At 46.3% G+C, this 24,510-nt stretch carries 25 protein-coding genes and 1 pseudogene; 8 read left to right on the top strand and 18 right to left on the bottom strand.

Annotated features, from left to right (window positions below):
• Positions 1-3: 3 nt before the first annotated feature.
• From LAY57_RS25570 to LAY57_RS25550, 5 genes are all read right to left on the bottom strand, one after another.
• Complete coding sequence (locus LAY57_RS25570; RefSeq protein ID WP_249069926.1) at positions 4-1,017, bottom strand: glycerophosphodiester phosphodiesterase; 1,014 nt, start codon at positions 1,015-1,017, stop codon at positions 4-6.
• Positions 1,004-1,255, bottom strand: a complete 252-nt coding sequence (locus LAY57_RS25565) for an RpnC/YadD family protein (RefSeq protein ID WP_249069925.1) — start codon at positions 1,253-1,255, stop codon at positions 1,004-1,006. Before LAY57_RS25565 ends, LAY57_RS25570 begins: the two co-directional genes overlap by 14 nt.
• 15 nt (positions 1,256-1,270) lie before the next feature.
• Positions 1,271-2,074: an Rpn family recombination-promoting nuclease/putative transposase gene (locus tag LAY57_RS25560; protein WP_249069924.1), complete on the bottom strand. Its 804-nt coding sequence runs from the start codon at positions 2,072-2,074 to the stop codon at positions 1,271-1,273.
• 20 nt (positions 2,075-2,094) lie between these two features.
• The gene (locus LAY57_RS25555) at positions 2,095-3,861 is read right to left on the bottom strand and encodes a serine/threonine protein kinase (RefSeq protein ID WP_249069923.1); all 1,767 of its coding nucleotides are present in this window, start codon (positions 3,859-3,861) and stop codon (positions 2,095-2,097) included.
• Between the two features lie 243 nt (positions 3,862-4,104).
• Positions 4,105-5,667: a peptide ligase PGM1-related protein gene (locus LAY57_RS25550; protein WP_249069922.1), complete on the bottom strand. Its 1,563-nt coding sequence runs from the start codon at positions 5,665-5,667 to the stop codon at positions 4,105-4,107.
• 227 nt (positions 5,668-5,894) lie between these two features.
• Between LAY57_RS25550 and LAY57_RS25545 the strand changes: the two genes are divergently transcribed.
• From LAY57_RS25545 to LAY57_RS25535, 3 genes are read left to right on the top strand one after another with little or no spacing between them, the layout of a single operon-like run.
• Positions 5,895-6,158: an MbcA/ParS/Xre antitoxin family protein gene (locus LAY57_RS25545; RefSeq protein WP_249069921.1), complete on the top strand. Its 264-nt coding sequence runs from the start codon at positions 5,895-5,897 to the stop codon at positions 6,156-6,158.
• Entirely contained in the window at positions 6,115-6,765 is a 651-nt protein-coding gene (locus tag LAY57_RS25540) for an RES family NAD+ phosphorylase (RefSeq protein ID WP_249069920.1), read from the top strand. The genes LAY57_RS25545 and LAY57_RS25540 overlap by 44 nt, the downstream gene beginning before the upstream one ends.
• Positions 6,766-6,787: 22 nt before the next feature.
• Positions 6,788-6,967: a hypothetical protein gene (locus tag LAY57_RS25535; protein WP_249069919.1), complete on the top strand. Its 180-nt coding sequence runs from the start codon at positions 6,788-6,790 to the stop codon at positions 6,965-6,967.
• Positions 6,968-7,145: 178 nt separating this feature from the next.
• Here the strand turns inward: LAY57_RS25535 and LAY57_RS25530 are convergent, their stop codons facing one another.
• From LAY57_RS25530 to LAY57_RS25495, 8 genes and pseudogenes are all read right to left on the bottom strand, one after another.
• Positions 7,146-7,682 carry a DUF421 domain-containing protein gene (locus LAY57_RS25530; protein ID WP_249069918.1) on the bottom strand — a complete coding sequence of 179 codons (537 nt, stop codon included), beginning with the start codon at positions 7,680-7,682 and terminating at the stop codon, positions 7,146-7,148.
• A complete protein-coding gene (locus tag LAY57_RS25525) occupies positions 7,679-8,968 on the bottom strand; it encodes an aminopeptidase P N-terminal domain-containing protein (RefSeq protein WP_249069917.1) in 1,290 nt (429 codons plus the stop codon). The genes LAY57_RS25530 and LAY57_RS25525 overlap by 4 nt, the downstream gene beginning before the upstream one ends.
• A 344-nt stretch (positions 8,969-9,312) precedes the next feature.
• The gene (locus tag LAY57_RS25520) at positions 9,313-10,095 is read right to left on the bottom strand and encodes an MBL fold metallo-hydrolase (protein ID WP_249069934.1); all 783 of its coding nucleotides are present in this window, start codon (positions 10,093-10,095) and stop codon (positions 9,313-9,315) included.
• 52 nt (positions 10,096-10,147) lie between these two features.
• Entirely contained in the window at positions 10,148-10,735 is a 588-nt protein-coding gene (locus tag LAY57_RS25515) for an anthranilate synthase component II (protein WP_249069916.1), read from the bottom strand.
• Positions 10,736-10,866: 131 nt separating this feature from the next.
• Complete coding sequence (locus LAY57_RS25510) at positions 10,867-11,322, bottom strand: diacylglycerol kinase family protein (RefSeq protein WP_249069933.1); 456 nt, start codon at positions 11,320-11,322, stop codon at positions 10,867-10,869.
• A gap of 153 nt (positions 11,323-11,475) precedes the next feature.
• A pseudogene (locus tag LAY57_RS25505) lies at positions 11,476-11,772 on the bottom strand (RNA-guided endonuclease IscB); the annotation flags it as partial.
• A gap of 38 nt (positions 11,773-11,810) precedes the next feature.
• Positions 11,811-12,329: an rRNA maturation RNase YbeY gene (gene ybeY / locus LAY57_RS25500; RefSeq protein WP_249069915.1), complete on the bottom strand. Its 519-nt coding sequence runs from the start codon at positions 12,327-12,329 to the stop codon at positions 11,811-11,813.
• Between the two features lie 20 nt (positions 12,330-12,349).
• Entirely contained in the window at positions 12,350-12,568 is a 219-nt protein-coding gene (locus LAY57_RS25495; protein ID WP_249069914.1) for a DUF3285 domain-containing protein, read from the bottom strand.
• Positions 12,569-12,987: 419 nt separating this feature from the next.
• On the opposite strand from LAY57_RS25495, the gene LAY57_RS25490 reads away from it, so the two are divergent.
• Entirely contained in the window at positions 12,988-17,190 is a 4,203-nt protein-coding gene (locus LAY57_RS25490) for a chemotaxis protein CheB (protein ID WP_249069913.1), read from the top strand.
• The gene (locus LAY57_RS25485) at positions 17,190-18,230 is read left to right on the top strand and encodes a chemotaxis protein CheB (RefSeq protein WP_249069912.1); all 1,041 of its coding nucleotides are present in this window, start codon (positions 17,190-17,192) and stop codon (positions 18,228-18,230) included. Before LAY57_RS25490 ends, LAY57_RS25485 begins: the two co-directional genes overlap by 1 nt.
• Before the next feature lie 48 nt (positions 18,231-18,278).
• On the opposite strand, the gene prfB is transcribed toward LAY57_RS25485, so the two are convergent.
• Both prfB and LAY57_RS36645 read right to left on the bottom strand, forming a co-directional pair.
• Positions 18,279-19,413, bottom strand: a protein-coding gene (gene prfB / locus LAY57_RS25480) for a peptide chain release factor 2 (protein WP_249069932.1) whose coding sequence is annotated in 2 segments (ribosomal slippage) — positions 18,279-19,340 and positions 19,342-19,413 — 1,134 coding nt in all. Because the reading frame shifts where the segments join, the coding sequence is not laid out codon by codon here.
• Between the two features lie 261 nt (positions 19,414-19,674).
• Positions 19,675-19,800, bottom strand: a complete 126-nt coding sequence (locus tag LAY57_RS36645) for a ribbon-helix-helix protein, CopG family (protein WP_420839128.1) — start codon at positions 19,798-19,800, stop codon at positions 19,675-19,677.
• A gap of 65 nt (positions 19,801-19,865) precedes the next feature.
• Between LAY57_RS36645 and LAY57_RS25475 the strand changes: the two genes are divergently transcribed.
• A complete protein-coding gene (locus LAY57_RS25475) occupies positions 19,866-21,329 on the top strand; it encodes an RNA-guided endonuclease InsQ/TnpB family protein (RefSeq protein WP_249069911.1) in 1,464 nt (487 codons plus the stop codon).
• A gap of 44 nt (positions 21,330-21,373) precedes the next feature.
• Here the strand turns inward: LAY57_RS25475 and LAY57_RS25470 are convergent, their stop codons facing one another.
• The 3 genes from LAY57_RS25470 to LAY57_RS25460 all read right to left on the bottom strand — a co-directional run bounded on the left by LAY57_RS25470 (position 21,374) and on the right by LAY57_RS25460 (position 22,947).
• Positions 21,374-21,736, bottom strand: coding sequence for a hypothetical protein (locus tag LAY57_RS25470; protein WP_249069910.1), 363 nt, complete (start codon positions 21,734-21,736; stop codon positions 21,374-21,376).
• 29 nt (positions 21,737-21,765) lie between these two features.
• Positions 21,766-22,128, bottom strand: a complete 363-nt coding sequence (locus LAY57_RS25465; RefSeq protein ID WP_249069909.1) for a papain fold toxin domain-containing protein — start codon at positions 22,126-22,128, stop codon at positions 21,766-21,768.
• A gap of 90 nt (positions 22,129-22,218) precedes the next feature.
• A complete protein-coding gene (locus LAY57_RS25460) occupies positions 22,219-22,947 on the bottom strand; it encodes a Bax inhibitor-1/YccA family protein (RefSeq protein WP_249069908.1) in 729 nt (242 codons plus the stop codon).
• A 347-nt stretch (positions 22,948-23,294) separates the two neighbouring features.
• On the opposite strand from LAY57_RS25460, the gene LAY57_RS25455 reads away from it, so the two are divergent.
• Both LAY57_RS25455 and LAY57_RS25450 read left to right on the top strand, forming a co-directional pair.
• Positions 23,295-24,080 (top strand): RNA polymerase sigma factor SigF, encoded by a 786-nt coding sequence (locus LAY57_RS25455; RefSeq protein WP_249069907.1) that lies wholly within the window; start codon positions 23,295-23,297, stop codon positions 24,078-24,080.
• Between the two features lie 64 nt (positions 24,081-24,144).
• The gene (locus LAY57_RS25450; protein WP_249069906.1) at positions 24,145-24,501 is read left to right on the top strand and encodes a DUF1345 domain-containing protein; all 357 of its coding nucleotides are present in this window, start codon (positions 24,145-24,147) and stop codon (positions 24,499-24,501) included.
• Positions 24,502-24,510: the final 9 nt, after the last annotated feature.

Raw genomic sequence — 24,510 nt, 5'->3', positions numbered from 1 at the left:
ATTTTAAATCTGAAATCTGAAATTGTAATTAGGTTGCAACGCGCCAAAAGCAGTAGCGGGAAAATCAGTAAACAATCCATCCACACCGAGATTAAAAAACTGCTCGTATTCCGCTTCTGGATTGTGATTGTAGTCTGGCGCTAAGTACTGCGCTTCATTACGAAACGTATATGGATGCACCAACAAACCCACCGCATGAGCATCCTGAATTAAAGATGTCGGTTGTAACAATTTACCGTTTTCATCCACAGGAACTATCATACGTTTATCCGGCCCAATTCCGTCAGCATATTCAGCGATTTTGACTAATTCATCGGGAGAAGTCATATCTTTATAAGTGCGAACATCGTTCGTTATCGCCAAATCATAAGGTTTACCAGTAGCGCTTAGTAACTGGATCAGCGGCAAATTTGTCATTTTATCCAACTGTTTGAGATTTGCCGTTTCAAACGACTGAATGAAAATGCGATCGTCAGCTTTATTGTATCCGTTAGCGTGAAGGATTTCGACTAAAGGCTCTTCTAGAGATAAACCAATGGCATCAAAAAAAGTCGGGTGTTTTGTTTCTGGGTAAATACCAATAGTGCGTCCTGTTTGGGTACTTTTGCACTTAGCTAAATCGATGATTTCTTGGAGGGTGGGAATGGGAAATTGGCCGTCAAAGGCCCGATCGCGAAACGGCAGACGTTCTTTAGCACGTAGCGTCTTAATTTCAGCTAAAGTAAAGTCTTCAGCAAACCATCCACTTACTGTTTGTCCATCAATAATTTTAGTAGTTTTGCGGTTGAAAAATGCTGGATGTTCATCTACATTAGTAGTCTCAGATATTTCATTTTCGTGACGAGCAATTAGCACCCCATCTTTAGTTGAAACTAAGTCTGGTTCGATAAAATCAGCGCCCAAATCAATGGCTAATTCATAAGCAGCTAAAGTATGTTCAGGACGCAAACCACTTGCGCCTCGGTGGGCAATAATAATCGGACGAGATGCCGTTTCGATCATTTCACCAGCAGTCATTTTCCGCCACTTCTCTTACAGTTTCTGGGTCGAGTTGTAAGCGGACTGCAACTTCCTGAACGCTTAATCCCAGTTCCAGTAGCAAAGGCACCATTTCTAATTTAGATTGTAGTTTGCCCTGTTCGATGGCTTGTTCGAGCGCTTGTTCGTGACCTTCCTTGAGACCTTCTTCGTAAGCTTCTTGATAAACTTTGGTATGTCTGATAAGATCGAGCATTGACATAATTTTTATGTTCATACTATTAGACTAAATTTAATTCTCTGCCGCTTTTCTTACAGTTTCCTCATCAAGCTGTAAGCGGACTGAAACTTCCTGAATGCTTAATCCCAGTTCCAGTAGCAAAGGCACCATTTCTAATTTATTTTGTAGCTTTCCCCGTTCAATCCCTTCTTCAATCCCTTCTTCTTTGGCTTCTTGATAAACTCTGGTTTGTCTGAGTAAATCTAGTCCTAGCATGGCTTCTATTTCCTCTCTACCTAAATTAGGAAATTTGTACACAACTATTGTTTCTATAAATTCTAGCACTTGCCGCTGGATAATGTCATCTACCAATTCAACTCTGGCTTTGTTAATTAGCTCTTGAGCGCGGGTGCTAGTATTTTTGGGAGTCTCTACAATTAATCTCAGGATACCTGTTCCCAGAGACTCGTCGGCGGCGGGTTCTATTTCATTCAGGTAGAAGCGGCGCAGGTGATTCTCCACTAACACGCGATAGCGCGGGTGGCATGGGGTTTCGTTACTGCGGCGATCGTATATAACTATAGCGTACCAGGACGGATTGGCTGGTTTATATTGCCGGAAGTAAAGAAATATTTCGGCGAATAGTCGCTCGTAAAATTCTTCGTCTTTATAACATTGGACTTCGACAAAGTAGATTGGTTCGGTCGAAAACTCTTCTAAAGTTGAAAATAAGCCGTCCAACCGAAAGCCTTGCTCTTTGATTTCAGGGACAGTGAATTCGTAGGCATTGAGGTTGGTGTCAGGCTTGCCGATTAACTCAAAGAATATGTTGGGAAATTCTTTGAAAAGTTGGTAAAAAATGGTGTCTGTTTTCACTTTTTATTTTGATTTGCTATTCAGCGGAAACCCAATAGTCGCAGAAAAGGCACAAACAAATAATAGCTGATACCTAACCAGAAGCCAAGGATGATGCCCAACAGACTGAAAAAGGCGATACAGAAACCAAAATTAGTCCAATTGAGGGTAGTGAAAAAGGCATCAGAAAAACCAAAAATAGCAGTTACCGGCAAAAACTTGATGGTGAGGGTGACCAAACCGACAAAGAAACTGGCTGTGCCAATGGCGGTAAATATAGCATGAACCAAATCGTGACTGGGCAATCTCAATCCCAGAGTTAACGTAAAAGCTGCAACGGCGGTCATTATTACTAAATCGTCAGGTGCTATTACTCCTGAAGGTGCTACTCTTTGCAAAATTAACCACCCAACAACATAGCCCAAGACGCCCATGATTCCTGCGATTAAATATCGCCGCTGCTGCTGACCCAAACTTTTTACCTGGGTCAAACCCCAGGCGGTTCCCAAACCAGCTAATGCAAATACGATCATCTGGGGTTTACTGGCAGCGATCGCAATATTAGCAACCCAGTCGGGCAAATGTTGCAAAATGGGACTGGGCAGCCGAAAATTATTTGAGGTGCGATCGGCTAACCAAAAGCCAATTCCCGCACCCACACCCCCACCAATACCGCCGCCTACCATCTCCAAAAGCGTACCGAAGCCAGCTTTTACCAACTGGATAGTGAGATGGTAAGCAGAAATAATCAACCATTTAAACCATTTCCAACTCAGTGAAATACCAACCAACAAAAAATTGAGGCAAATTTCCACCGATTTGGTCACAATCTTCCAAACAGACTCCGCCGCCGTAGTTGGCGTTATCTGTCTTGGCGAAATATGCCGTAGACGCTTGATAATTTCTCTGGCATTAGTTGGTCTTTGACCCATATCTGGCCGCACCATATCATCCAACAGGGCGGCAAAAGCTGGGCTAACTTTAACATAAGGACGCCAACGTAATTGCCCAGTATTTGGGTCTTCCAGATCGGGAGGATATTTGCCCGTCAGCAAGTGAATGCACGTCATACCTAGCGCGTAGAAATCGGCAGATGGCCCTACCACACCTCCAGCAATCTGTTCTGGTGGACTGTAACCGGGCGAAAATAACCGCGTTGAGCTAGCTTGAGAATTGGAATGGGCTGGGCCTATTTGTTTTGCGCCGCCAAAATCAATCAGTACCAATCGATCGCCCTTCGATCGCCCATTATTAAGGGCCGATCGCAGCATGAGGTTAGACGGTTTGATGTCGCGATGGATAATCTTACGCAGGTGCAACTCCCGTAAAATCTGCACCGCCTGCTTCAGCCAGTTGAGTACCCACGCTTCAGGACAACCTTGGGGATGGTGTTTGAGAATATCCTCCAACGTCTGACCGGATATTTTTTCCATCACCAGACAGGGTAGTAACCGCTGGGGTCGCTCGCCCACCATTACCTGAAAATAACTATCAGGCTCTATTCTTGGTACTCCCGGATGGCGCAGACTCCCCAATACTTGAGCTTCTTGCTCAAACATCGACAAGGCTTTAGGAGATGTTTCCACCAACACCTTCAGCACTCGTTCTGTTTCCGTCTTTCGATCCCAGACTGAGTAGATGGCAGCAAATCCACCAAATCCCAGCCTTTCTAGCGGAATGTAGCGATCTTTCAGCCGCAGCGGTGAGCCACAAATGTTACAAAAATTGTTCCCTATACTCTGAGGATAGGGGCGCGGACAAGCAGGATTGATACAATGGACAGCAGTCGCAACAGATTGTTGATGCACAGCTCAATTAAAAGGCAACTTGGGACAAACAAGGCAACTTGGGACAAACAGCGCTAGAGAAGATGCAGAATGTCTTGATTCTACACGACCCCAAAGGAATTTTTCCCGTTGTCCAGTTGTGGCTTGTTAGATTAAGCAGCCTTTAATAAGGATTCGGCAACGAAATTTTAGATAAAAACTAAGCAGTAGTCCAAAACAAAGACTTGGTTGAAAGTTAGTTTTCTTGTGAACTACCGGCAGAGGTTAAAATTTTTGCTGTTGTTTCGTTTCTTCATCCAGCACGTTAATAACCCGATTGTAAATATCTTTAGCTTGTTGGGGAGAATTGCCGATACTGGTTAATCCCAACTTGCCGAATTCGGAGAGACAACCCATTAAGTGGAACACGGTGCCTGTCTGGGTACTGCTATCAAAATGCAGCCGCTGATGGGCAATGATGTCCATCAAATCGTTTGGAAGCAGACCCCGATAGCGCTCTTTTTGCAAGTTGTCGGTGGCAATGTAATATTTCGGACATCCCTGCTGGCTGTAAAATAAGCCGGTAGCCATATCATAACGACCGTTAGTTAAGAATTTGAGGGTCATAAATGGATGGGTGGTGCCGCCTTTACGTAGGTTGATTTCTATCGCTTGGAGATCCCACTGTGGCTTACCTGCCTTGTCAGGTTGGCGAACGGCGATAAAATCAACGGCAAAGCGTTCTAACGCTCCTTTTTCGGCCAGATTTCGACCAACCCGCAATCCGAATTGCTGCAATTGCAAGCGGTAAGTTTCGTCTCCTGGGAAATAGCAACCCAAGTAAATTTGACCGCCGGAACCACCTAAAATTTGATCGTGAGTGGAGAGAATTTCTACTTCTCCATTCGGTGCGATCCGACCTTGAACGCTGGGACTTCGCTTTTCTTCTCCTTCAATGAAAGCTTCGACAATTGCTCCTAATTCTGGGATGCGGCTAGAAAAGTTTGACCAAGTTTCATTTTTGGCTTGAAAGCTCAAAAAAGGGAAGCGATCGCAAATAGCAGCAACTCTTTCTTTGTGGGATGCACAACCTGGAGCCTTATGCTGGAGCGGGTTTAAGTCCAGCAGTGCATTACCTTCTCCCGAAAATCCTTCGTTAAGTTTGACTACCATTCGCTGCAAAGAAGGTTGGCGTTCCCACAATTCTGCTGCCGCTTCCGCAAGGTCTTCTGCACTCATCACAAGTTCGCTACCATCTGGATGGGAAACGCCGCACTCAGCAAAGATTTGCCTACTGCCGCTTTTAGTTCCCCAGTAAAGCAAATCAGGATCTGCCGCCAGTAGGGGTACGCCTAATTGGACAGATAAATCTCGCTCTACGATCGTTGAGTTGTAGCAAATCATGAAGGATTTTTCGAGGCGCAATGACTGCCGAATGCGCTCCATCAAGCGGGGCCGGTCTAATATTTTTTGGGTTAGAGGTGTGGTAGAAGAATCGTAGGTGGAGAATAATAAGAGCCGATCGCGAGCGTGGGAAAAAGGGATGCCAGGGAGCAATTGCAGGTAGTAATCAATCACAATCGGCGATAGCGGCTGCGAAGTCACGTAAATCACCCGCGTTCGAGGGCTCTGCAACCGAATTAACGAAAATAGCAACCTTTCTTCATAGTTCAGGAAGCCCTCAATTTTCAGCAATTCTCCCCGATCCAAGCTGAGGGAAGGAACCACCAAGATATCGTAATCAGGATTGTCCAATCCTTCGATCGACTCCCAGCGATCGCGCAATTGAGCCTGAAGAAGCCGAAATTTGTCTGACTCTTTTGAAGAAGAAAGATCCAACGCTTCCATAATCCCAACCCACCGATTCCCACCGAGAGCGATCTTACAGTGGCTGGTAAGGTGAGTAAAATATACCGCAAGGAACAATTATTTCACCGCGAACTTACGCAGAAACCGGGTTTGTGAGGAAGAAACCCGGTTTCTTTGATATTTAAATATAAACTTACAGGGTGGTAACGATCGCTTTTCGTTGCTGGCAGACTACGATCTATATAATTCAAGTCTGTTAACCCAATATGTCTGGCATAACCAACTATACACCGACGCCTGCCGTCAATCAGCCTTCCTCAGAGCCAATTGCAGACGAGACAACCGGACGCGAACAGCTAATTGAGCGGTTACTTTATTTGCTAGGTGGCTCAAAAGAACAGGTTAATCTCTGGCTATCTTCACCACACCCTTGGTTGGGGAGCCGTACACCGATGTCTTACCTGGACGAGGGCAAGATTGAGGTAGTTGAGACTCTCGTTGGAGCGATCGAACAAGGAATTCCTGGCTAAGGCTTATCTAAAAGTGTTAACTGGTAACGAACTCATTACTGCTTTGGCTGTCTTGCCAACCCCACCCGCACAAGGAGTGGCATACCGTTCCGTGCCTGAAAGATTTGCCAACACCCCCTTGTCCACCACAGGCTCTCTCGTAGTTGGTGGAAGATACAACTCACCGCAATCATTTACTCAAGGATTTGGAGCGCTCTACTTAGCTGACACTCGCGAAAATGCTCGTAGAGAGGTAAGAATCTTAGTCGAAACAGCCGCTGGACTACTTGAGGTTCAAGCAGCTACACCACGCACTGAATTCACCATTGAGTACAAGCTTAATTCTGTGATTGACCTCACTGAAGAAAACATCCAAACTGCTTTAGGGACAAATTTGCAGGAACTGACGGGATTATGGCTTGTGACATTTAATGCCAAAGGCAACATCGCCCCAACTCAAGCACTCGGAGTTGCTGCGTACAACTTACAAAGCATCGAAGCATTGAAAGTTCCTTCAGCTTTGGTTTATCCTAACAGCAACCTAGTTGTATTTACAGATAGGCTCTCATCTGGTAGCTTTTTACGCGCTTACGATGATTCTGGTATGCTTATTGCACAACTTCCTTGAAGGAGACTTAAGGCAGAATTAAATGTATCGCTTTTCGTTGCTGGCAGACTACGATCTATATAATTCAAGTCTGTTAACCCAATATGTCTGGCATAACCAACTATACACCGACGCCTGCCGTCAATCAGCCTTCCTCAGAGCCAATTGCAGACGAGAAAGCGGTGGCAAACAGCTAATTGAGCGGTTACTGGTCTTCTGCTAAAGCTGCTCAAATAGAATAGTATAGCTAGGGACTAGGGGCTAGGGGAAGAAGGGTTTAGAATCCGCCAACGTTTCAAGAATTAAGAATGTCTTAACCGCCCTGGCGGTTGCTATAAATACGGAAAGTCAAGGTGCTGAATTTCGGATTCAATTACTAACAGCACCAATTTGAGTAACGCTTAGCCTTCCTTTGTCTCATTCTCAACCAGAGATTTTTGGGAATGGGCGATGACACTGATACTTCCGTCAGACTCCATAAATGCCAACTTCACCTCATTCAGCTTTTGCACGCCCTGCTTGCGAAGAATACTCATCAACTCATCCTGGGTAATCAATTGCTGTGCCATGTTTTCGCGTAGGATGCGACCGTTCATTACCAGGGGCATGGGCGGTGGGTTGAGGAAGCGCTGAAAGCGGGGAATTTTATAGCCAAGCCAGTTTAAAGTGTAGCTCCATAAGACGATCGTGCCCACAAGAATAATAGCATCTGCGATCGCAGTATAATTGCTTGTCATCGCATTTTGGGCAGCTTCGGCAAACAGCACCACCACCAGCAAATCTGAAATCCCCACCGTTCCTTGTTGGCGGTTAGGAAGAAAGCGCAGCACCGCAAAAAGCATCAAGTAAACCAACGATCCGCGCACAACAAGTTCGGCTACTGAGGTACTCGGAACGAATATCCTATACCAATCGACCTTAAACAATAAATCCATCATTTAGGAACACCCGCAGTTAATACTTCATGTCCTGACTCAGTAACTAACACATTATCTTCAATGCGAATTCCAATACCGCGCCACCTATTATCTACCTCCGGTTGTCCTTCTGCTGGTTTCACATTAGGCGCAATATAAATTCCCGGTTCTACTGTCAAAATTTGTCCCGGTTGCAAAATCTGCCAAGTTTCTTCGCCTTGCTTATACATACCAGCATCGTGAACATCTAAACCCAACCAATGTCCGGTACGGTGCATATAATAAGGTTTGTATTTTTCCTCTTTAATCAATTCGTCGATATTGCCTTGGAGAATTCCCAAATCCAGCATACCTTCTACTAGCACGCGCACAGCAGTATCGTGAATTAAGTTCCAAGAATTACCAGGTTGGACTTGGGCTAGAGCTTGCAGTTGCGCCGACAAAACTAGATCGTAAATCGTCTTTTGTTCTGGCGTAAACTTACCTCCTACTGGAAATGTGCGCGTAATATCACCGTTATAATAACCATAACAACAACCGGCATCAATCAGCAGTAATTCATTATCCTGCATTTGGCGATCGTTCTCGATGTAATGCAGGACGCAGGCATTAGCGCCAGATGCCACAATTGAGGGATAAGCTGGCCCTACGCCGCCCCGCAACCGAAAGATATGCTCGATTTCTGCCTGTATTTCGTATTCGTAACGCCCCGGTTGGGTAAATTCCCGTGCGTGATTATGCGCTTCTACGGAAATATTTATTGCTTTTCGCATTAACTCTAATTCAGCTTGACTTTTTACCAACCTCATGGGATGAAGCACAAAGTTTGAGTCTTCAATAGCGATCGGCCCCGTACCCCGTTTGCCATAAGTTGCGATCAACCCCCGCCAGTGTTTGAGGATAGTATTGTTGAATTTTTCATCCCGTCCCAGATGATAATAAATGCGATCGGCCTTTTCCAGATACTTGGGCAGCTTTTCATTCAATTCTGCAATAGAATAAGCTTCATCTGCCCCATATAGTTCCTTCGCTGCTTCCACACCAACGCGGTATCCCGTCCACGTTTCCTTTTCTGGATCTTTCGGCTGGACAAACAGAACGAAGCGATGTTCTGAATGATGCGGTGCCAAAACTACTACCGCTTCCGGTTCGTTAAACCCAGTCAAGTAGAAAAAATCGCTATCCTGTCGAAAATTGTATTCTACATCATTGTGCATCACGGCAGTTGTAGCACTGCGGAATATTGCTGTGCTATTGCCAATCTTAGCCATCAATTGTTCGCGACGCTGGCGATATTCTGCTTGCATAATTGTTTAGCTTTGTTTTCTTTCCATTCTGCTAAAGTAGTTTACTATAGCTAGGGGCTAGGGGCTAGGGGCTAGGGGCTAGGGAAGAGGGGAGAGGGAAAAGTTTACTCCGTAAGGGATTTGGAAAAGAAGTAAGAGTTGGAGTTGCCTTAACCGACGAGAGCGGTTGCTATATACAGTACGGATATCTAATTTTGGGTTAGGAAAAATTACTGCCAAAAATAAGGGCGACCTCGATATGTATCTAGTCGCTGACACAAAAAAATTAGGCGATTTTTCGGGGTATTTAGCCTGCGAAGGCAGGCTTTGTTTGTGTAGTCGCGACTTTAGTCGTTAGGCGATTTCTAAAATTTGTAACTAAAAACTTTGATCGCAGTACCATTCGCTGGCAAATCAGCAGAAGTAAGCGTAAAGGTATCGCTATTATTACGGAGTACCGTCATACCATCCATCAACTTCAGAAAGTCGTCGAGAGACACAATATCGCAACTATCGGGATTGGGATCGGCTGCTTGCGTGCGGTAATGGGTGGGAATCACCAGCTTCGGGTTAAGGGTTTGGATCGCCTGTTTTGCTTCCTGGGGCGTATAAGCTTTAGCTCCACCACCGACAGGGATTAGCAGCACATCGGGACGGCCCATCAAAATTTTCTGCTCAAGCTCAATCGGCGCAGCGGCTCCACCTAAATGCAGGATATTGATTCCGGCTTGAGTCCAGCGCCAAGCTGTATTTGTACCAAATTGGCGTCCGCCCAATCGATCGTGGTTTGTGCCAATACCTTGGTACTGTATACCGTTGTATTGATAAACACCTGGCTCATAGATGATTTTGGGATCGCCGGGTAATCCTTCCACGGAGCCTTCATCGAATAACTGGCTGCTAATCAGCACTACATCAGATGGTAGTTTAGGCGATCGATATTTAGCCGTACAGCCCAGCGTCCGAAATGGATTTACCAAGATGCGCTGGTTATTACCAGCAAACAAAAAGCAGGTATGACCCAGCCACTGCATCGACAGCGAGCCACCTGTCTGCGATCGATAAGATTGAAATCCTGAAGCCCAGGTAGTTCCTACAGCCGCAAGCAAACTCGCCCCAGCGTAGCGCATCAACTGTCGCCGTTTCATCATGTCTTCTTGCGATCGATAATGGTGATTAACAACTAACTCTAATTAACTTTTACAACCGTTTGAGGAAATTTCTCAGTAACTGTTTCCCAGAAGTCGTCAAAATACTTTCTGGGTGAAATTGCACACCCTCAATGTGCGGATAGTTACGATGCCGCACACCCATAATCGTACCGTCATCAACCCAGGCTGTAATTTCCAGCACCTCTGGGCAACTTTGGCGATCGATTACCAAACTGTGATATCGGGTTGCCGTCAGCGGACTCTCCACCCCCTCGAAAACGCCAACACCAGTGTGATGTACCGGAGAGGTTTTACCGTGCATTAGTTCTGGGGCAGAGACAATATTACCGCCAAACACCAGACCTATGCCTTGATGACCCAAGCAAACTCCTAAAATCGGTAGGCTGGGGCCAAGCTGTGCGATCAATTCTGGGGAAATTCCGGCGTCTTCCGGTCGCCCCGGCCCAGGAGAAATCACTACGCCAGCTGGTTGTAATTCTTTAATTTGCTCCAGGGAAATTTGGTCGTTACGGTAAACCTGAATATCAGCTGCGACGGGAAACTCAGATCCGAGTTCGCCAAGATATTGAACCAGATTGTAGGTAAAACTGTCGTAATTATCGATGACAATAATCAAAGTTTCTGCTCCTGACAGATGTTCTAGCGCAAGTGGTCAGTTGTCAGTGGTCAGTTGTCAGTGGTAAAAATCAAGATTTCCAGAGCAATCATTGGCAATTTTTAGTGGTGAGTTATTTCCGCCATCCTGCACTAGCGCAGAGTCGATTGCAAGAGCGCGATCGCGGGAGGCAGCAGAAGCGCCCCAGCCACCAGCACCGCTGCTAGCGCTGAAATTAATACAGCCCCAGCAGCACAATCTTTAGCAATTTTGGCTAGCTCATGATAAGTCTGCTTAACGGTTAAGTCAACAACCGACTCAATGGCCGTATTCAATAATTCCAGCGTCAGAACTAATCCAGTCGTTATCCCAATCAGAGATATTTCCACGCGGCTTAAATGTAAAAAAACGCTCAACGCGATCGCCACAGCGCCAATAACCACATGGATGCGAAAGTTCCGTTGGGTGCCAAAAGCGTAACTCAGTCCAGCCCAGGCATATTTAAAACTTATCACTAAGCTGGAGGCGACCTGCCATGCTAACTCCCGGTCTCCTAGTGGAACGCGATCGGTTTGGTTGGGAGTCTCTGTCGATATTTCCTCAGACATAGACAGGGAACTGGTGCCTACAATTTTGCTCTTTTGGGCTTTTGTCTTTTTTGATGAAATTAGCTGTTCATTGAATTTCATCTCTCTTCCCCCGTAGAGACTCCCACTGTACCTGTACGTTTGTCAGTGGTGAGAGGAAACGGGGGGCGGGGTCTATGCCACATAGCTGTATCCATCCTTTTTGTGAATAGTTTGACAGTATTTGGAATTAATACCTTGTACTAATCCAGAGGCAGTTGAGATATTGAAAGAACCAATTGACCTAATCGCTACACGCCCTAAATATTGTCCGACTTTCTTCCCAGATGAGACTATCGCCTTTACAATGTCTCCAGTTTGAAAACCTTTGACAAACTTAAATCTAGGAACGTAACGATCTGGAAATCCAAATTTATCGGTTCGACACATTTGGCGCGTTCCATGTCCAGTCGCCTTGATTAATAAAGGCTTGCGTTTACTATTCAGCACACAGCGACAAAACGAATAATTTAACTAGATTGACATATCCTAACGCCGATAGTCTCAAGCAAAGTGGCTTGCCGATCGAGCATCTGGTTTAAACTATCTTCATCCGGGTGATCCCAGCCAAGAAGATGGAGCAAACCGTGGGCTGCTAACCAAGCTAACTCAGTTTGCAAAGGATGGCCCTGCTCTTGAGCCTGCCGAAAGGCAGTATCGATGGAAATCACTATATCACCCAGATACAAAGGTTCGGACTCTAGCATTTCATCTAACTGGGGAGAGTCTACTTCTAAAGCAGCAAACGCCAGCACATCTGTTGGCTTATCTTGGTGACGGTACTGGGAGTTGAGTGTCTGAATTTCAGCATCGTCCGTGAGGCGGAGGCCCAGTTCGTAGGTTTGAGATGGCGAGATATTCGGTTGCAAAGTTTCTAACCAAGCATCAAACCAGTTCTGCCAGGTTTCCCCGTCAATCCCACTTGAGAAGGAAGAGTTCGATATATTATCCTCCACGTTCACTTCTACTTCCACACCTAGTCTTCCCATTCCAGATAAATTTCCTTTACTTAACGAGTCAGGTAGGCAAGACCGATGAAGACGCCCAGCATCCCAATTGTGGTCAGCGCGAAATGTTTCAGGGAAGTGCCCCGCTTTCGCACCATGTTACGCATTGCCAGCTTGACGTAAGTTGGTTTAGGTTCCCCAGCAGCAGGGGGTGTGGGTGGTGTTGTCGGTGAGGCATCTGGATGCTCGGATGTTTGGGTAGGTGAAGATGGTTGGCTCATGTCTATTTTGGATTTTAGATTTGGGATTTTGGATTATAAAAGATAAAGAGGCAAGAAATTCTTCCCTTAAATGTAACAGTTTGTTTAGCAGTTAGTAGTTATAACAACCGATGAAAGTTGGTTAGGAAATTCTGAATTCCACTAAACCGTTCGGACTTCGGCGTGATATAGCAACCGATGAAAGTCGGTTAAGCCATAAATCTGGGGAGGGGGCTAGGGGCGAAGCATTCGGGCAGATAATTTATTGGTTAAAATCAAAGATTTACTACCCGAATGCTAATGAACTCGGCACGCACTCGCGTTCGCCCCTACTGTCAAGAGTCGGCTCACGGCGAAGCCCTTGATTATCAACCCTTCTGACCCTAGCCCCTAGCCCCTAGCCCCTAGCCCCTAGCCCCTAGACCCTAGACCCCAGCTATATGACTTCTGACTCGCCCTCTCCAGAAAATACATCCGAATCGATCGCATCTGAAGTCAGCATTGACCTAAATCAGTCAGCCAAAACCGATGCCCCCTTTCCCGTGGTGGGAATCGCCGCTTCAGCAGGCGGACTAGAGGCATTCACAGAACTGATCGGCCATTTACCTACTGATACGGGCATGGCATTTGTGCTGATCCAGCATTTATCTCCTGACCACAAAAGTCTGCTGTCCGAAATTCTGGGCAGAGCAACAGCAATGCCTGTGCGTCAGGTGGAAGACCGCATGATGGTCGAGCCAAACGAGGTCTATATCATTCCGCCCAATACCCAAATGACCCTGGTAGACGGAATGCTTCATCTGGCTCCCCGTCAGAAAAGCTACGGCAAATATATGCCGGGAGATACATTTTTTGAGTCCTTGGCAGCGGATCGGGGCAATAAAGCGATCGCCGTCGTGCTGTCAGGAGCGGATGGAGACGGTTCGCTGGGGTTGAAAGCAATCAAGGTTGCCGGAGGCGTGACGTTTGCTCAATGTGAATCCACGGCAAAATTTAACAGTATGCCGAATACCGCTGTTGCGACCGGAAATGTTGATTTTGTTTTGCCGCCTAAAGCCATTGCCGAAGAACTGACAAAACTCAGTCGGAGTCCCTTTCTCGTTGCCTCACAGCCGCTCCAGGTCGTGAAAGAGTTGCCCGACCAGGGCGATGCCATGACCACAATTTTTGCTCTGCTCCGAACAAGCACAGGCGTTGACTTCAGCGACTACAAACCGACCACTCTGAATCGACGACTACAGCGACGGATGCTGTTGTACAAGCTAGAAAGCTTGGAAGACTACGCTGAATATTTGCAACAGAATCCGGCTGAAGTTCAAGCCCTGTATGAAGAAATTCTGATCCACGTCACCAGTTTCTTCCGTGACCATGAAGCCTTTGAACAATTGAAAAAGCTGGTTTTTCCCACGATTAGCCAAAACAAATCGAGCCATAATCCGATCCGGATTTGGGTGGCGGGATGTTCAACGGGTGAAGAAGTCTACTCAATTGCCATCTGCTTACTAGAGTTTTTAAGCGAGCGAGCCACTGTACTGCCGATTCAGATTTTTGCCACAGACATCAGCGAAGCGGCAATCAGCAGAGCCCGGTCAGGCTTCTACTTAGAAACCCAGATGGAAGCGGTTTCACCTGAGCGACGAAACCGCTTCTTTGTCCCTCTGGCAAACGGTGACTATCAAATTAGCAGTGCCGTCCGCGAACTGTGTGTCTTTGCTAGACACAACTTAGGTGGCGATCCGCCGTTTTCTAATCTCGACCTGATTAGCTGTCGCAACGTGCTGATTTATTTATCAGATTCGTTGCAGGAACAGATCATGCCCCTGTTTCATTACAGTCTCAACTTAACTGGCTTTCTGATGCTAGGCACTTCAGAAAGCGTTAAAACATTTTCAGACTTGTTTAGTTCAGTCCATGAAGCATCCAAAATCTATGCGAGAAGATTGACCTTGACTCGCCCCTTGTTTTCGTTCTCGACAAATGCTTACACTGCTGTCAGCGTCAATAGTCAGCAGCGAGTGACTGAAAACATCGCCAAGAATTTTGATTTAGCGCGATCGGTTGACCAAGTGATCTCAAATCGCTACGTGCCTGTGTCTGTGGTAATTAACGAGCAGATGCACATTCTACAACTGCGAGGAGAAACCGATCCTTACCTGAAGCTTTCCCCCGGAACAACTGACTTAAACTTGCTGCTGATGGCAAGGGAAGGATTAGCGATCGTGCTTCGCAGTGCGATTTATCAAGCCCAAACCCAAAAGACTCCAGTTCGAGTCGAACAAATTGATATGGAATCGGGTGAGCGATCGATATTCGTCAACCTTGAAGTGATTCCATTCCAGCCAACAGTCCTGAAAGATTTCTACTTCTTGGTGATTTTTGAAGCGGTTTCACCTCCGATCATTCCCCTGGGCCTTGCTACTGGCGAAAGCCCAAAGCCAGCAGACTTAGAGCGTGAGACTGTGCAGCTACGTCAGGCGCTGGCAGCCGCTACCCAAAGAGAACTTTCGGCTCAAGCGCATCTACAAGCGGTGATTCAGGAACAAAACTATCTCAACCAAAGCCTGCGAGTGGCGAACGAAGAAATCTTATCGAGCAACGAGGAGTTGCAAAGTACGAATGAAGAACTCGAAACTGCCAAAGAAGAGATCCAAGCCACCAACGAAGAACTCTCCACCACTAACGACGAACTTCGCAACCGAAATCTGCAACAAAACCGAGACAATAGCGATCTAAACAATCTGATTGCCAGCATCAGTATCCCCATCGTCATGCTGACCAATGATTTAAGAATTCGCCGCTTTACGCCAACGGCGCAGCGACTCTTCAATTTCATCCCCGGCGATGTAGGACGACCTTTCAATGACCTCCGCGCCAATTTTGACGTTCCCAATCTAGAACCGATGATTTCGGAAGTGTTGGAGACGCTCAACACGAAAGAACAGGAAATTCAAACGCAAGCAGGTTACTGGTACAGCCTCCGCATTCGTCCCTACCGGACTACAGAAAACCAAATTGACGGGGTGACAATGGTTTTTTTCGATATTGATGCGCTCAAACGCAATGCCGCCACGTTAGATTTAGCTCGCGACTATGCGGAAACGATCGTAGAGACGGTGCAATTCCCTCTAGTTGTGCTAGATGCCGATCTGCGGGTGAATACCGCCAATCGATCGTTCTACGAAATGTTTCAGTTTTCAGCCCTAGAAGCCGCGCAATTTTCCCTGTTTGGGACAGGCAATGGGCAGTGGAATATTCCCCAAGTGCAATCCGTCCTGGAAGATATTCTGATCGATAATATTCAGATTCAGAATTTTGAGGTGAATCGTTATTTTGAGCAGATTGGGCAAAAAACAATGCTGCTCAATGCTTGCAAGCTGCAACGCCAAGACGAGGCGGCGATGATTTTGCTGTCTATCGAAGATATTACCGAGCGCAAGCAGTTTGAGACTGAACGATCGCAGCTATTAATGCAGGAGCAATTAGCCCGTCAACAGGCAGAAATCGCCAATCGAGCCAAAGATGATTTTCTCTCAAACCTTTCACATGAACTCCGTAACCCGCTGAATATCATGCTGGGATGGTCGCAATTGCTCCGCACGCGCACCCTCAACGAAGCGGCAGTCGATCGGGCCTTAGAAGTGATCGAGCGGAGTGTCAAGGCACAATCTCAACTCATTGAGGATCTCCTTGATGTCTCTCGGATTATGAGCGGCAAGCTTCTTCTTAACATCCGTCCGATCGACTTGCGCTTAATCGTGCAAGCTGCACTCGACATCCTTCAATTAGCAATGGAAGCAAAAAATATTCAAATTGTTTCATCCTTGAGTTCTATAACAGTTCTCGGCGATATCGATCGCTTGCAGCAAGTTCTGTGGAATCTCCTATCAAATGCTATCAAGTTTACGCCTGCGGGCGGACGAGTCGAAGTCACGCTCTTGTCGGTCGGAAACCGGGCTCAAATTCAAATCAGCGACACGGGACAAGGGATTGGGGCAGATTTGTTGCCGCAGATTTTCGATCGGTTCCGTCAAGGCGATTCCAGCACCACCAAAAGGGTTGCAGGGCTGGGGTTGGGGCTATCGATCGTGCGGCATCTGGTCGATCTGCATGGTGGGGAGGTGCAAGCCCAGAGTGCGGGTGAAGGGCAAGGAGCTACGCTGACGGTGTGGTTGCCTTTGCAATCACCGACCCAAAAATCGACACCGCCAAGCGTTTTAAAACCGTTCTTGAACGCCGAGCCGGATCGCGTCCCCTCTCTGGCAGGCTTAAAGATCTTAGCTGTCGATGATGATATCGATAGCCTTGAGCTATTGAAGTTTGTGCTAGAAAACTATGGAGCCCAGGTGCTGACCGCGATCTGTGTTAAAGATGCGATCGCCGCTCTGAGCGAGACTTCCAACCGATATGACGTGCTGATTTCTGATATTGCGATGCCAGAGTCAGATGGATACTCCCTGATTCGACAAGTGCGATCGCTGGGTGCTGAAGCCTCTGGACAAATTCCAGCCATTGCGCTAACTGCCTATGCCAGTGAGCGAGAACAACAAAGAGCGATCGCGGCTGGGTTTCAAATGCACGTTGCTAAACCCGTCGAACCCGTTCAACTGGCATGGGTCATTGCGAACCTGGTTCAAGGAGTCTAATGACTGGACACGACATTATTGCGATCGGCACTTCAGCAGGCGGACTCAAAGCACTGGGCGCGATCGTCGGTGCGCTCCCGGCTGACCTGGATGCTGTTCTCTTCATTGTTCAACACCTTGCAGCCGATAAGCCCAGCATTCTCCCGAAAATTCTGGCAGATGTTGGCTCTCTTCCAGCCTCTCACGCAGTCGATGGAGAGACGATTCAAAAAGGGCGAATTTATGTTGCTCCGCCCGATCACCATTTGCTGGTGAATCAAGACTCAATACGGGTCGTGCGCGGACCGCAAGAAAACCGATTTAGACCCGCGATCGATGCGCTATTTCGTTCTGCTGCTCGCGCTTATGGTCCGAGGGCTGTGGGAGTCGTGCTGACGGGCTATCTCGATGATGGAACGGTGGGGTTGCAGGCAGTCAAGAAACGGGGCGGAGTGGCGATCGTGCAAGACCCGAAAGAAGCCGAATATCCCAGCATGGCAAAGAGCGCTTTGCAGTTTGTTAAGGTCGATTACTGCCTACCGCTTGCCGAAATTCCAGACCTTTTAGTGCGCCTATCGAAGGCACCCGCAGCATCGGAGTCAGCCTATCCAGTGACTGAAGAGATAGAAGTCGAATCTAAGATTGCTGAACAGGAGATGAACACGCAGGAATTTTTGCAGAACGTCGAAGCGATCGGGACTCGAACAACCTACACCTGCCCTGAATGTAACGGCAGCATTTGGCAGATCGGCAAAGAAGCGCCGCTGCGGTTTCGCTGTCATATCGGGCATTCCTTTACGGCGAATATCTTTCTATCAGAGCAAACCCAGAATATAGAAAACGCTCTTTGGTCGGCGGTTCGGGCAATGGAGGAAAAGGTGACGTTTTCGCGTCAAATGGCAGAGCGGATGGGAAATTATAAACTACAAAAGGCAGCCGAAAAATACGAAGATCATGCAAAGCGCTTGGATGAGGAGGTGTCGCTGATTCGAGACATCATTCTCAAGGGCTTTGGGACAAAACGGACTATTGCCGAAGACGAGTCAGGTCAACCAGAGTAATTGGGGTCGGGGAATGGCGGGGTAGTTTGGTTTGGGTGAGGATTTCTTTCATGGCAGTTTTATTGGAGTACTGCTCTCCACCAGTTGATTTTCCTGACGGAGATAAGCTTGGATATATGGGTCGAGTTCGCCGTTCATCACATCTGTAATGCCAGTAGTTTCCACCCCAGTACGCAGATCCTTCACCAGTTGGTACGGATGAAACACATAGTTGCGGATCTGGTTGCCCCAAGCCGCTTCTACCATATCGCCCCGAATTTCGGCTATTTCTTGAGCCTTTTGCTCTTGAGCGATAATCAGCAGCTTTGCTTTGAGTCTGGCGAGAGCTTTCTCCTTGTTTTGCAGCTGAGAACGTTCCTCGGTACAGCGCACAGCTAAGCCAGTGGGAATGTGCTTAATTTGCACGGCAGTTTCCACTTTGTTGACATTTTGCCCGCCCTTACCGCCGGAACGAGTCGTGGTAATTTCTAAATCCTTATCCGGAATGTCAAGTTCGACGGAGTGATCCAGAAGGGGCATAATTTCCACGCCTGCAAAGCTGGTTTGCCGTTTACCATTAGCGTTGAAGGGGGAAATCCGCACCAAGCGATGCGTTCCTTTCTCAGCTTTCAGGTAGCCATAGGCATAGCGACCTTCAATTTCCAGAGTCACAGACTTAATCCCAGCTTCTTCCCCTGGGGAAATTTCGGCCAAGTGTACTTTGTAACCGTGGCTTTCTCCCCAACGGGTATACATCCGCAGCAACATTTCTGTCCAATCTTGAGCATCTGTACCACCAGCACCAGCGTTAATTGTCAGGACTGCGCCTTCGGCGTCGTAAGGCCCAGACAACAGCTGTTGCAACTCCCAGCGATCGAGTTCCTGGCTAAGCTTAGTTAGGTTAGTCTCGGCTTCTTCCAGTAGCGCCGGGTCGGTTTCTAACTCCAGCAATTCTGCGATCGCTTTGGCATCTTCCAGGCTGTCTTTCCAATCCTCAAATTGCTGCAAGTGGGATTTGAGGTCATTGAGTTCTTGAAGCGTTTGCTGGGCAGAGGTTTGGTCGTTCCAAAACTCCGGTTGAGCTGCCAATTGCTCCAAATCTTGAATTTTCGCTGTCAGCGCCGGTACGTCAAAGATAGTCCTGAGTTTTACCCAGGCGCTGAGACAACGATTCGACTTCGCGTTTGATATCTAGTACTTCAATCATGGTTAGCGTTTTCTTTCAGAGGTACGATGCCTGCGATCGCACTACTCTCCATTTTAGACTATTTTAACCACTCCCTCGCTTAAAGCAGAAAGGCAGTTTGTCATCCCTTACTATAATTCCAATTCAATAATCCGATGAAACCGGGAATATGCGGGTTATCACAACAAAATATCGACCTTGACAACCAAAGAACCCCGGTTTATCATTTTTCAGCAGAATACCCCATCTATGTACTCATAGGTGGGGATGAATGCTGTCTTAGACTTCTGGTAAAAACCTAATAGGCTCACGCAAGATATCAGCCATAGACACGCCACGTTTTTCCGCTTCTGCCTTAATTTTGGCATACTCCTTCTCTTTTAATCTAATTTCTAATCTTAACATTCTAGCCATTGACATCACCGTAACTTGTCCGTACAATAAATATAATACATCAAGTTTAGATACTTATGTTACTGGCTCATCAATCCAAACTACAGCCTAACCAAACACAAATTGCAGCAATGGAGCGTTGTTTGCATCTTCTACGCTTGCAATATAACTTTAGGTTAGGAGAAAGGATTGAAGCTTATGAGCAAGTAACTCAACCAAAATTAGGAGAGTATTCTGATTTAGAAACTAAGGCTGTAATTTACCCCTTAACCTGTTCAATTAGTAAGTCAGCTTTATACGGTGAAGCTTATAAGACTAACAAGAAAGGTGAGGTAAAAAGAAAGTCTGCGTATGAGATGCAATCGTCTGATTTACCTAACTTAAAATCATTGCGCCCCTGGTACAAAGAAATACCAAGTCAACCATTGCAGCAAACCTTAATGCAGTTGGATGACGCATTTCAACGATTCTTTAAGGGATTAGGCGGTTATCCTAAACCCAAGCGTAGAGGTAAATTCAGGTCTTTTACTTATCCTGCGGGTGCGTGTGAATTTCAGGGGAATAAAGTTAGATTGCCTGGTTTTGGTTGGATGAGATTTCATCAATCCCGCCAATTTCCAGATGGATTTAAGCCCAAGAAAGTCACTGTTAGAAAGAAGACTAATGGCTGGTATATATCAGTTTGCTTAGAAGATGCGACAGTCCCAGCAACACCTCAACCCAATGAGGTTAAAACTGCTGTTGGTATAGACTTGGGTATTAATAAACTAGCATCTTTATCTGACGAGCAAACTATCGCTAATCCTAAATTTTACAAACAGCAGGAGAAAAAACGGAAAAGATTAAATCGTGCTGCCAGTCGTAAACAGAAAGGTAGTAATAAACGTAGAAAAGTTTATGAACGGTTAGCGCGAGTTGAGCAAAAAGTAACTAACCAACGCAATGATTATCAGTGGAAAGTTGCTCATAGATTAACTAAGAAATATGACCTGATTGTGTTTGAGGATTTGAACGTTCAGGGCATGATGAAACGGTGCAAACCTAAATGGAGTGAGGATGAAAGCAGATATTTAGAAAATGGTCAATCTAGAAAGGTAGGATTAAACAAAGCAATTCAAGATGCGTCGTGGTACTCGTTGAAACAGAAAATCAAAGTATTAGCCGAAAGGTATGGTGTTTTGGTTCACGAAGTTAACCCACGTCATAGTAGCCAAGAATGCTCCCAATGTGGTTTTGTTAGTCCAACTAACAGGGATAAAGAAAAGTTTCTCTGTGAGTCCTGTAATTATCATGCCGATGCCGACATTCAAGCTGCGATTAATATTTTGAATCGTGGACTTGAAGAATTAGGAATTAAGCTAAAAATACGGCGGGTCACGTCGAAATCTACGCCCAAGAAGCTTGTTGAGAGACAAGGGAAATCAACAGTAAAACCTGTTGAGTCTGGGAACAAGTCAGATAAACCAGTTGTAGCAATACAATTAAGTTTGTTTGATTTGATGGGGTTCTGCCCGGAATCTCCATCTAAATCTGTGATTTAGGTGGGGTTCTTCAACATCCCAAAAGCCAATACTGAATCGGTATGCTAAGAATGTATAAGCGTTACATCCTTACTACTATCTGATAGTAACGTCATAGACGATTGCTGTCTCTCGTTTCTAAACTCCGTCAATAAATCGAAGAAATTTTTTAAGCCATCTGCTTCATCACCAGAATATAATAGTATAATTCTTGCCCAGGAAGCCGAGGTACTAACGCCAAATCTTTTCTGCAACCAAGGCTGAAATTCGTGAAATTCCTGTTCTTCGTCGCTTAAAGGAAGCTCCATATCCTGACAAGCGCGTTTGTAACCGCACAGAAACATAAATAGCTCGGAGACAGAAGGATAGCCGATATACATTCCCGGTCTTTCTTTGATTTTTTCCAGAAGTTGGTAAAGCGAAATCATGGCCTGTTATCCTTGATATGATATTTTCGTTAAAATTTTTCTAATTCTTGAATAATGAATTCCCCAATACCACAGTAGAAGTCTGCGATCCAATCTTCCCTAGATATTCCTATCGGTGAAAGATTATCAAAAACCTTACCTCGAACTTCTATACCATAGTGTAAGCCATTTTGGCAAATCGTTGTGCGTCCGCCATCCCATCGTTCGCTGAGGATAAAATCTGCTTGATCGAGAGGGCTGATTTTTAGATGGATACCGTTAATTCTATTGGCTTTTAACCATTCTTTGATAGCTTGGGCACACTCATCACATTCTAATAGTTTAAACTGTCCCACGATATTGGCTACTTGTTGATAGATTTCCTCGTCTGACAGTTGTGGGGAACTGGGCATTTATATAATACCTTTGTTTTTGGCTCTGGTAATTGCAGATTAAAGGGTGGGCATTGCCCACCCTCCTGATAAAGTTAATCCAGCTTACCTCTAGTCGCGGCTATTGATCGCAATCAGCAACCGCAAAATGAAGATGAACAAGTTGATGTAAGTTAAGTACATCGACAGCGCGGCTGGCAAGTACTGGTCATCGCGGTAGGTGCGCGGCAAGATGAAGAAGTCTACTACCGCTGCACCGGCAAATAGAAGGACACCAATCCCTGAAATGCCAATTTCTAAAAAGGTTGGGGCGTAGACGCCAAACATTGCCAGCAGGAATTGACCAAAAACAACAACGCATAGGGCAAGAATCCCTATACTTATCGTTTTAGTCAGCGCCATCCCGTCTTCTTCGGATAGGTTGGAGCCTATTTGACGACCGGCAATAAAGGCAATGCCACAACCAAGGGCGGCAATACCAACTCCTTCAATGCCAACGCCCTGACTTCTCAGGGCAAGAAACACCAGCCCGCTGAGGGTGTAGCCAGACAGCAGGCTGTACGTAGCCAGCAGGGGCAGGGCAACTTTATTGTTACCTTGTGCGACAACCCCTTGGGCGACAAAGAAAAGAATCAACTCGACGATGACCGCACCGATGAAGGTTGGGAAGAATATGCTTGGATAGTTACGGATAACTCCCAAACCGCCATAGGTGCCAAGTGCTGTTAAAACCAGCCCGCCGCCTACAAAGGGCAGGGCGTTGGCAATTACGTTGGGGCCAACAAGCGCATTGCCTTTGGCCTCTCGAAACGCTTCACGGAAGTTGCTTGTATGACTCATGGTACTCTCTCACTTTTTTGGGGTGATTTTTGCTTAAAGAGCCAAAATTGCGCTTTAGTCTCATTTTTACTTAGATCCTAAGCTATAAGCCTGGAGAGGGTGGAGGTAATAATGTTCGGTTAACCCCCCGCTTTTACCGAATTACTTGACCTGGCTTTAGGGTGGTTTGCGTGTTTATGCTGATCCTCCGTGCAACCTTCGCTGTAATTTCCGTAAAACAACGATGGTATGTCTCTCGTTATCTACAGACAATGAATTTAGATAGGGTCAACGCTCTAATATCAGTCTACGGAGAGATGACCTAAAGATATTTAGACGAGATGGGTTTTTGCGGCAGAGGATTTTTTATGACAGCAACTCAGTATGATATTAGCTCTTATGGGATGGAAATGATGGTTTCCTACCACCAAAATCCTTCAGTTGCGCGGCGGAATCAACTGGTACGGTTGCACGCTGGATTGGTTCGCAAGGTTGCCCATCGAATCAGCCATCAGTGTGCTGAACCCTATGAAGATTTAGAACAAATTGGTTATTTCGGTTTGATTCGGGCGATCGAACGGTTCGACCCTACTCAAGGATGTGCCTTTAGTTCTTTTGCGATTCCTTACATTCGGGGCGAGATGCTGCATTTTCTGCGCGATAAGAGCAGTATGGTCAAGGTTCCCCGCAGATGGCAAGAACTCTACAACGACGGGGAGAAGGTGCGAAAAGAACTGACAGCAACGTTGGGCCGATCGCCTAAAGATGCCGAAATTGCCCAAATACTTAAAGTATCTGTGCAAGAGTGGCGGGAGAGCCAATTGGCTGCCCAAAACCGCCAGCCTCTAAGTTTGGATGCTACTATTTCTCACCAAGTAGATTCTCCGATGAGTTTGGCAGAGACATTACCTGATTCTCGCTACCAAGCCTTCCAGAATTTAGAGGAAGAGCGGCAACAATTGCAAGGTGCTATGAACCAGTTAGAAGAAAAAACTAGAGCAGCTATTGAGTGCGTATTTCTACGCGAATTACCCCGTAAGGAAGCGGCTAAGCGAATTGGTGTCAGTCCGATGACGGTAACGCGACACCTGCAAAAAGGGATCGACCAATTAGTGTGTCTTCTGCAACCTCAGACTGCCGGTTTAGCAAGCTGAGTAGCCTTACTCAGGCACACCTGGTATAGTCTACAGAGTTGTAAAATCCGTTTTCCTACCCAAGTTGTTCAAAACGCTAGATGCTAAACCCCGACTGCTGATTTCGATCGGCATATCTGCTTTAGTTTCAGGACTACTCCCGTCTTCGCTGCACTTACCGACGCGGATTCTCTGTGCTTGGAACTCAGGCGTTATCTGTTTCTTAGCCTTAGCTTGGTGGATGATGCTTAGCGCCACGCCACAAAAGATGCGTCGTAATGCTCAGCGTCAAGACGAAAGTCGCTTGGCTATTTTAATTTTGGTTATCGCTGCCGCTTGTACTAGCGTGCTAGCTATTGTGTTCGTGCTTAATGTTGACATACTCCCCAGCCTGAAGGCGTGGGGATTCTTTACGCTTCATTGGGCCGTGCTACCGGAGTAGTCTTACCGT

The sequence above is a fragment of the Argonema antarcticum A004/B2 genome (genome assembly GCF_023333585.1).
GTDB lineage: Bacteria > Cyanobacteriota > Cyanobacteriia > Cyanobacteriales > Aerosakkonemataceae > Argonema > Argonema antarcticum.
Note: the sequence above shows the minus strand (reverse complement) of the source record. Positions and strands in the feature narration are given on the sequence as shown.

Excerpts from the sequence above, each read along its gene's own strand:
- LAY57_RS25570 (WP_249069926.1), bottom strand. The coding sequence starts at position 1,017 with ATGACTGCTGGTGAAATGATCGAAACGGCATCTCGTCCGATTATTATT.
- LAY57_RS25565 (WP_249069925.1), bottom strand. The coding sequence starts at position 1,255 with ATGAACATAAAAATTATGTCAATGCTCGATCTTATCAGACATACCAAA.
- LAY57_RS25550 (WP_249069922.1), bottom strand. The coding sequence starts at position 5,667 with ATGGAAGCGTTGGATCTTTCTTCTTCAAAAGAGTCAGACAAATTTCGG.
- LAY57_RS25545 (WP_249069921.1), top strand. The coding sequence starts at position 5,895 with ATGTCTGGCATAACCAACTATACACCGACGCCTGCCGTCAATCAGCCT.
- LAY57_RS25535 (WP_249069919.1), top strand. The coding sequence starts at position 6,788 with ATGTATCGCTTTTCGTTGCTGGCAGACTACGATCTATATAATTCAAGT.
- LAY57_RS25530 (WP_249069918.1), bottom strand. The coding sequence starts at position 7,682 with ATGATGGATTTATTGTTTAAGGTCGATTGGTATAGGATATTCGTTCCG.
- LAY57_RS25525 (WP_249069917.1), bottom strand. The coding sequence starts at position 8,968 with ATGCAAGCAGAATATCGCCAGCGTCGCGAACAATTGATGGCTAAGATT.
- LAY57_RS25520 (WP_249069934.1), bottom strand. The coding sequence starts at position 10,095 with ATGAAACGGCGACAGTTGATGCGCTACGCTGGGGCGAGTTTGCTTGCG.
- LAY57_RS25510 (WP_249069933.1), bottom strand. The coding sequence starts at position 11,322 with ATGTCTGAGGAAATATCGACAGAGACTCCCAACCAAACCGATCGCGTT.
- ybeY (WP_249069915.1), bottom strand. The coding sequence starts at position 12,329 with ATGGGAAGACTAGGTGTGGAAGTAGAAGTGAACGTGGAGGATAATATA.
- LAY57_RS25495 (WP_249069914.1), bottom strand. The coding sequence starts at position 12,568 with ATGAGCCAACCATCTTCACCTACCCAAACATCCGAGCATCCAGATGCC.
- LAY57_RS25490 (WP_249069913.1), top strand. The coding sequence starts at position 12,988 with ATGACTTCTGACTCGCCCTCTCCAGAAAATACATCCGAATCGATCGCA.
- LAY57_RS25485 (WP_249069912.1), top strand. The coding sequence starts at position 17,190 with ATGACTGGACACGACATTATTGCGATCGGCACTTCAGCAGGCGGACTC.
- LAY57_RS36645 (WP_420839128.1), bottom strand. The coding sequence starts at position 19,800 with ATGTTAAGATTAGAAATTAGATTAAAAGAGAAGGAGTATGCCAAAATT.
- LAY57_RS25475 (WP_249069911.1), top strand. The coding sequence starts at position 19,866 with ATGTTACTGGCTCATCAATCCAAACTACAGCCTAACCAAACACAAATT.
- LAY57_RS25470 (WP_249069910.1), bottom strand. The coding sequence starts at position 21,736 with ATGATTTCGCTTTACCAACTTCTGGAAAAAATCAAAGAAAGACCGGGA.
- LAY57_RS25465 (WP_249069909.1), bottom strand. The coding sequence starts at position 22,128 with ATGCCCAGTTCCCCACAACTGTCAGACGAGGAAATCTATCAACAAGTA.
- LAY57_RS25460 (WP_249069908.1), bottom strand. The coding sequence starts at position 22,947 with ATGAGTCATACAAGCAACTTCCGTGAAGCGTTTCGAGAGGCCAAAGGC.
- LAY57_RS25455 (WP_249069907.1), top strand. The coding sequence starts at position 23,295 with ATGACAGCAACTCAGTATGATATTAGCTCTTATGGGATGGAAATGATG.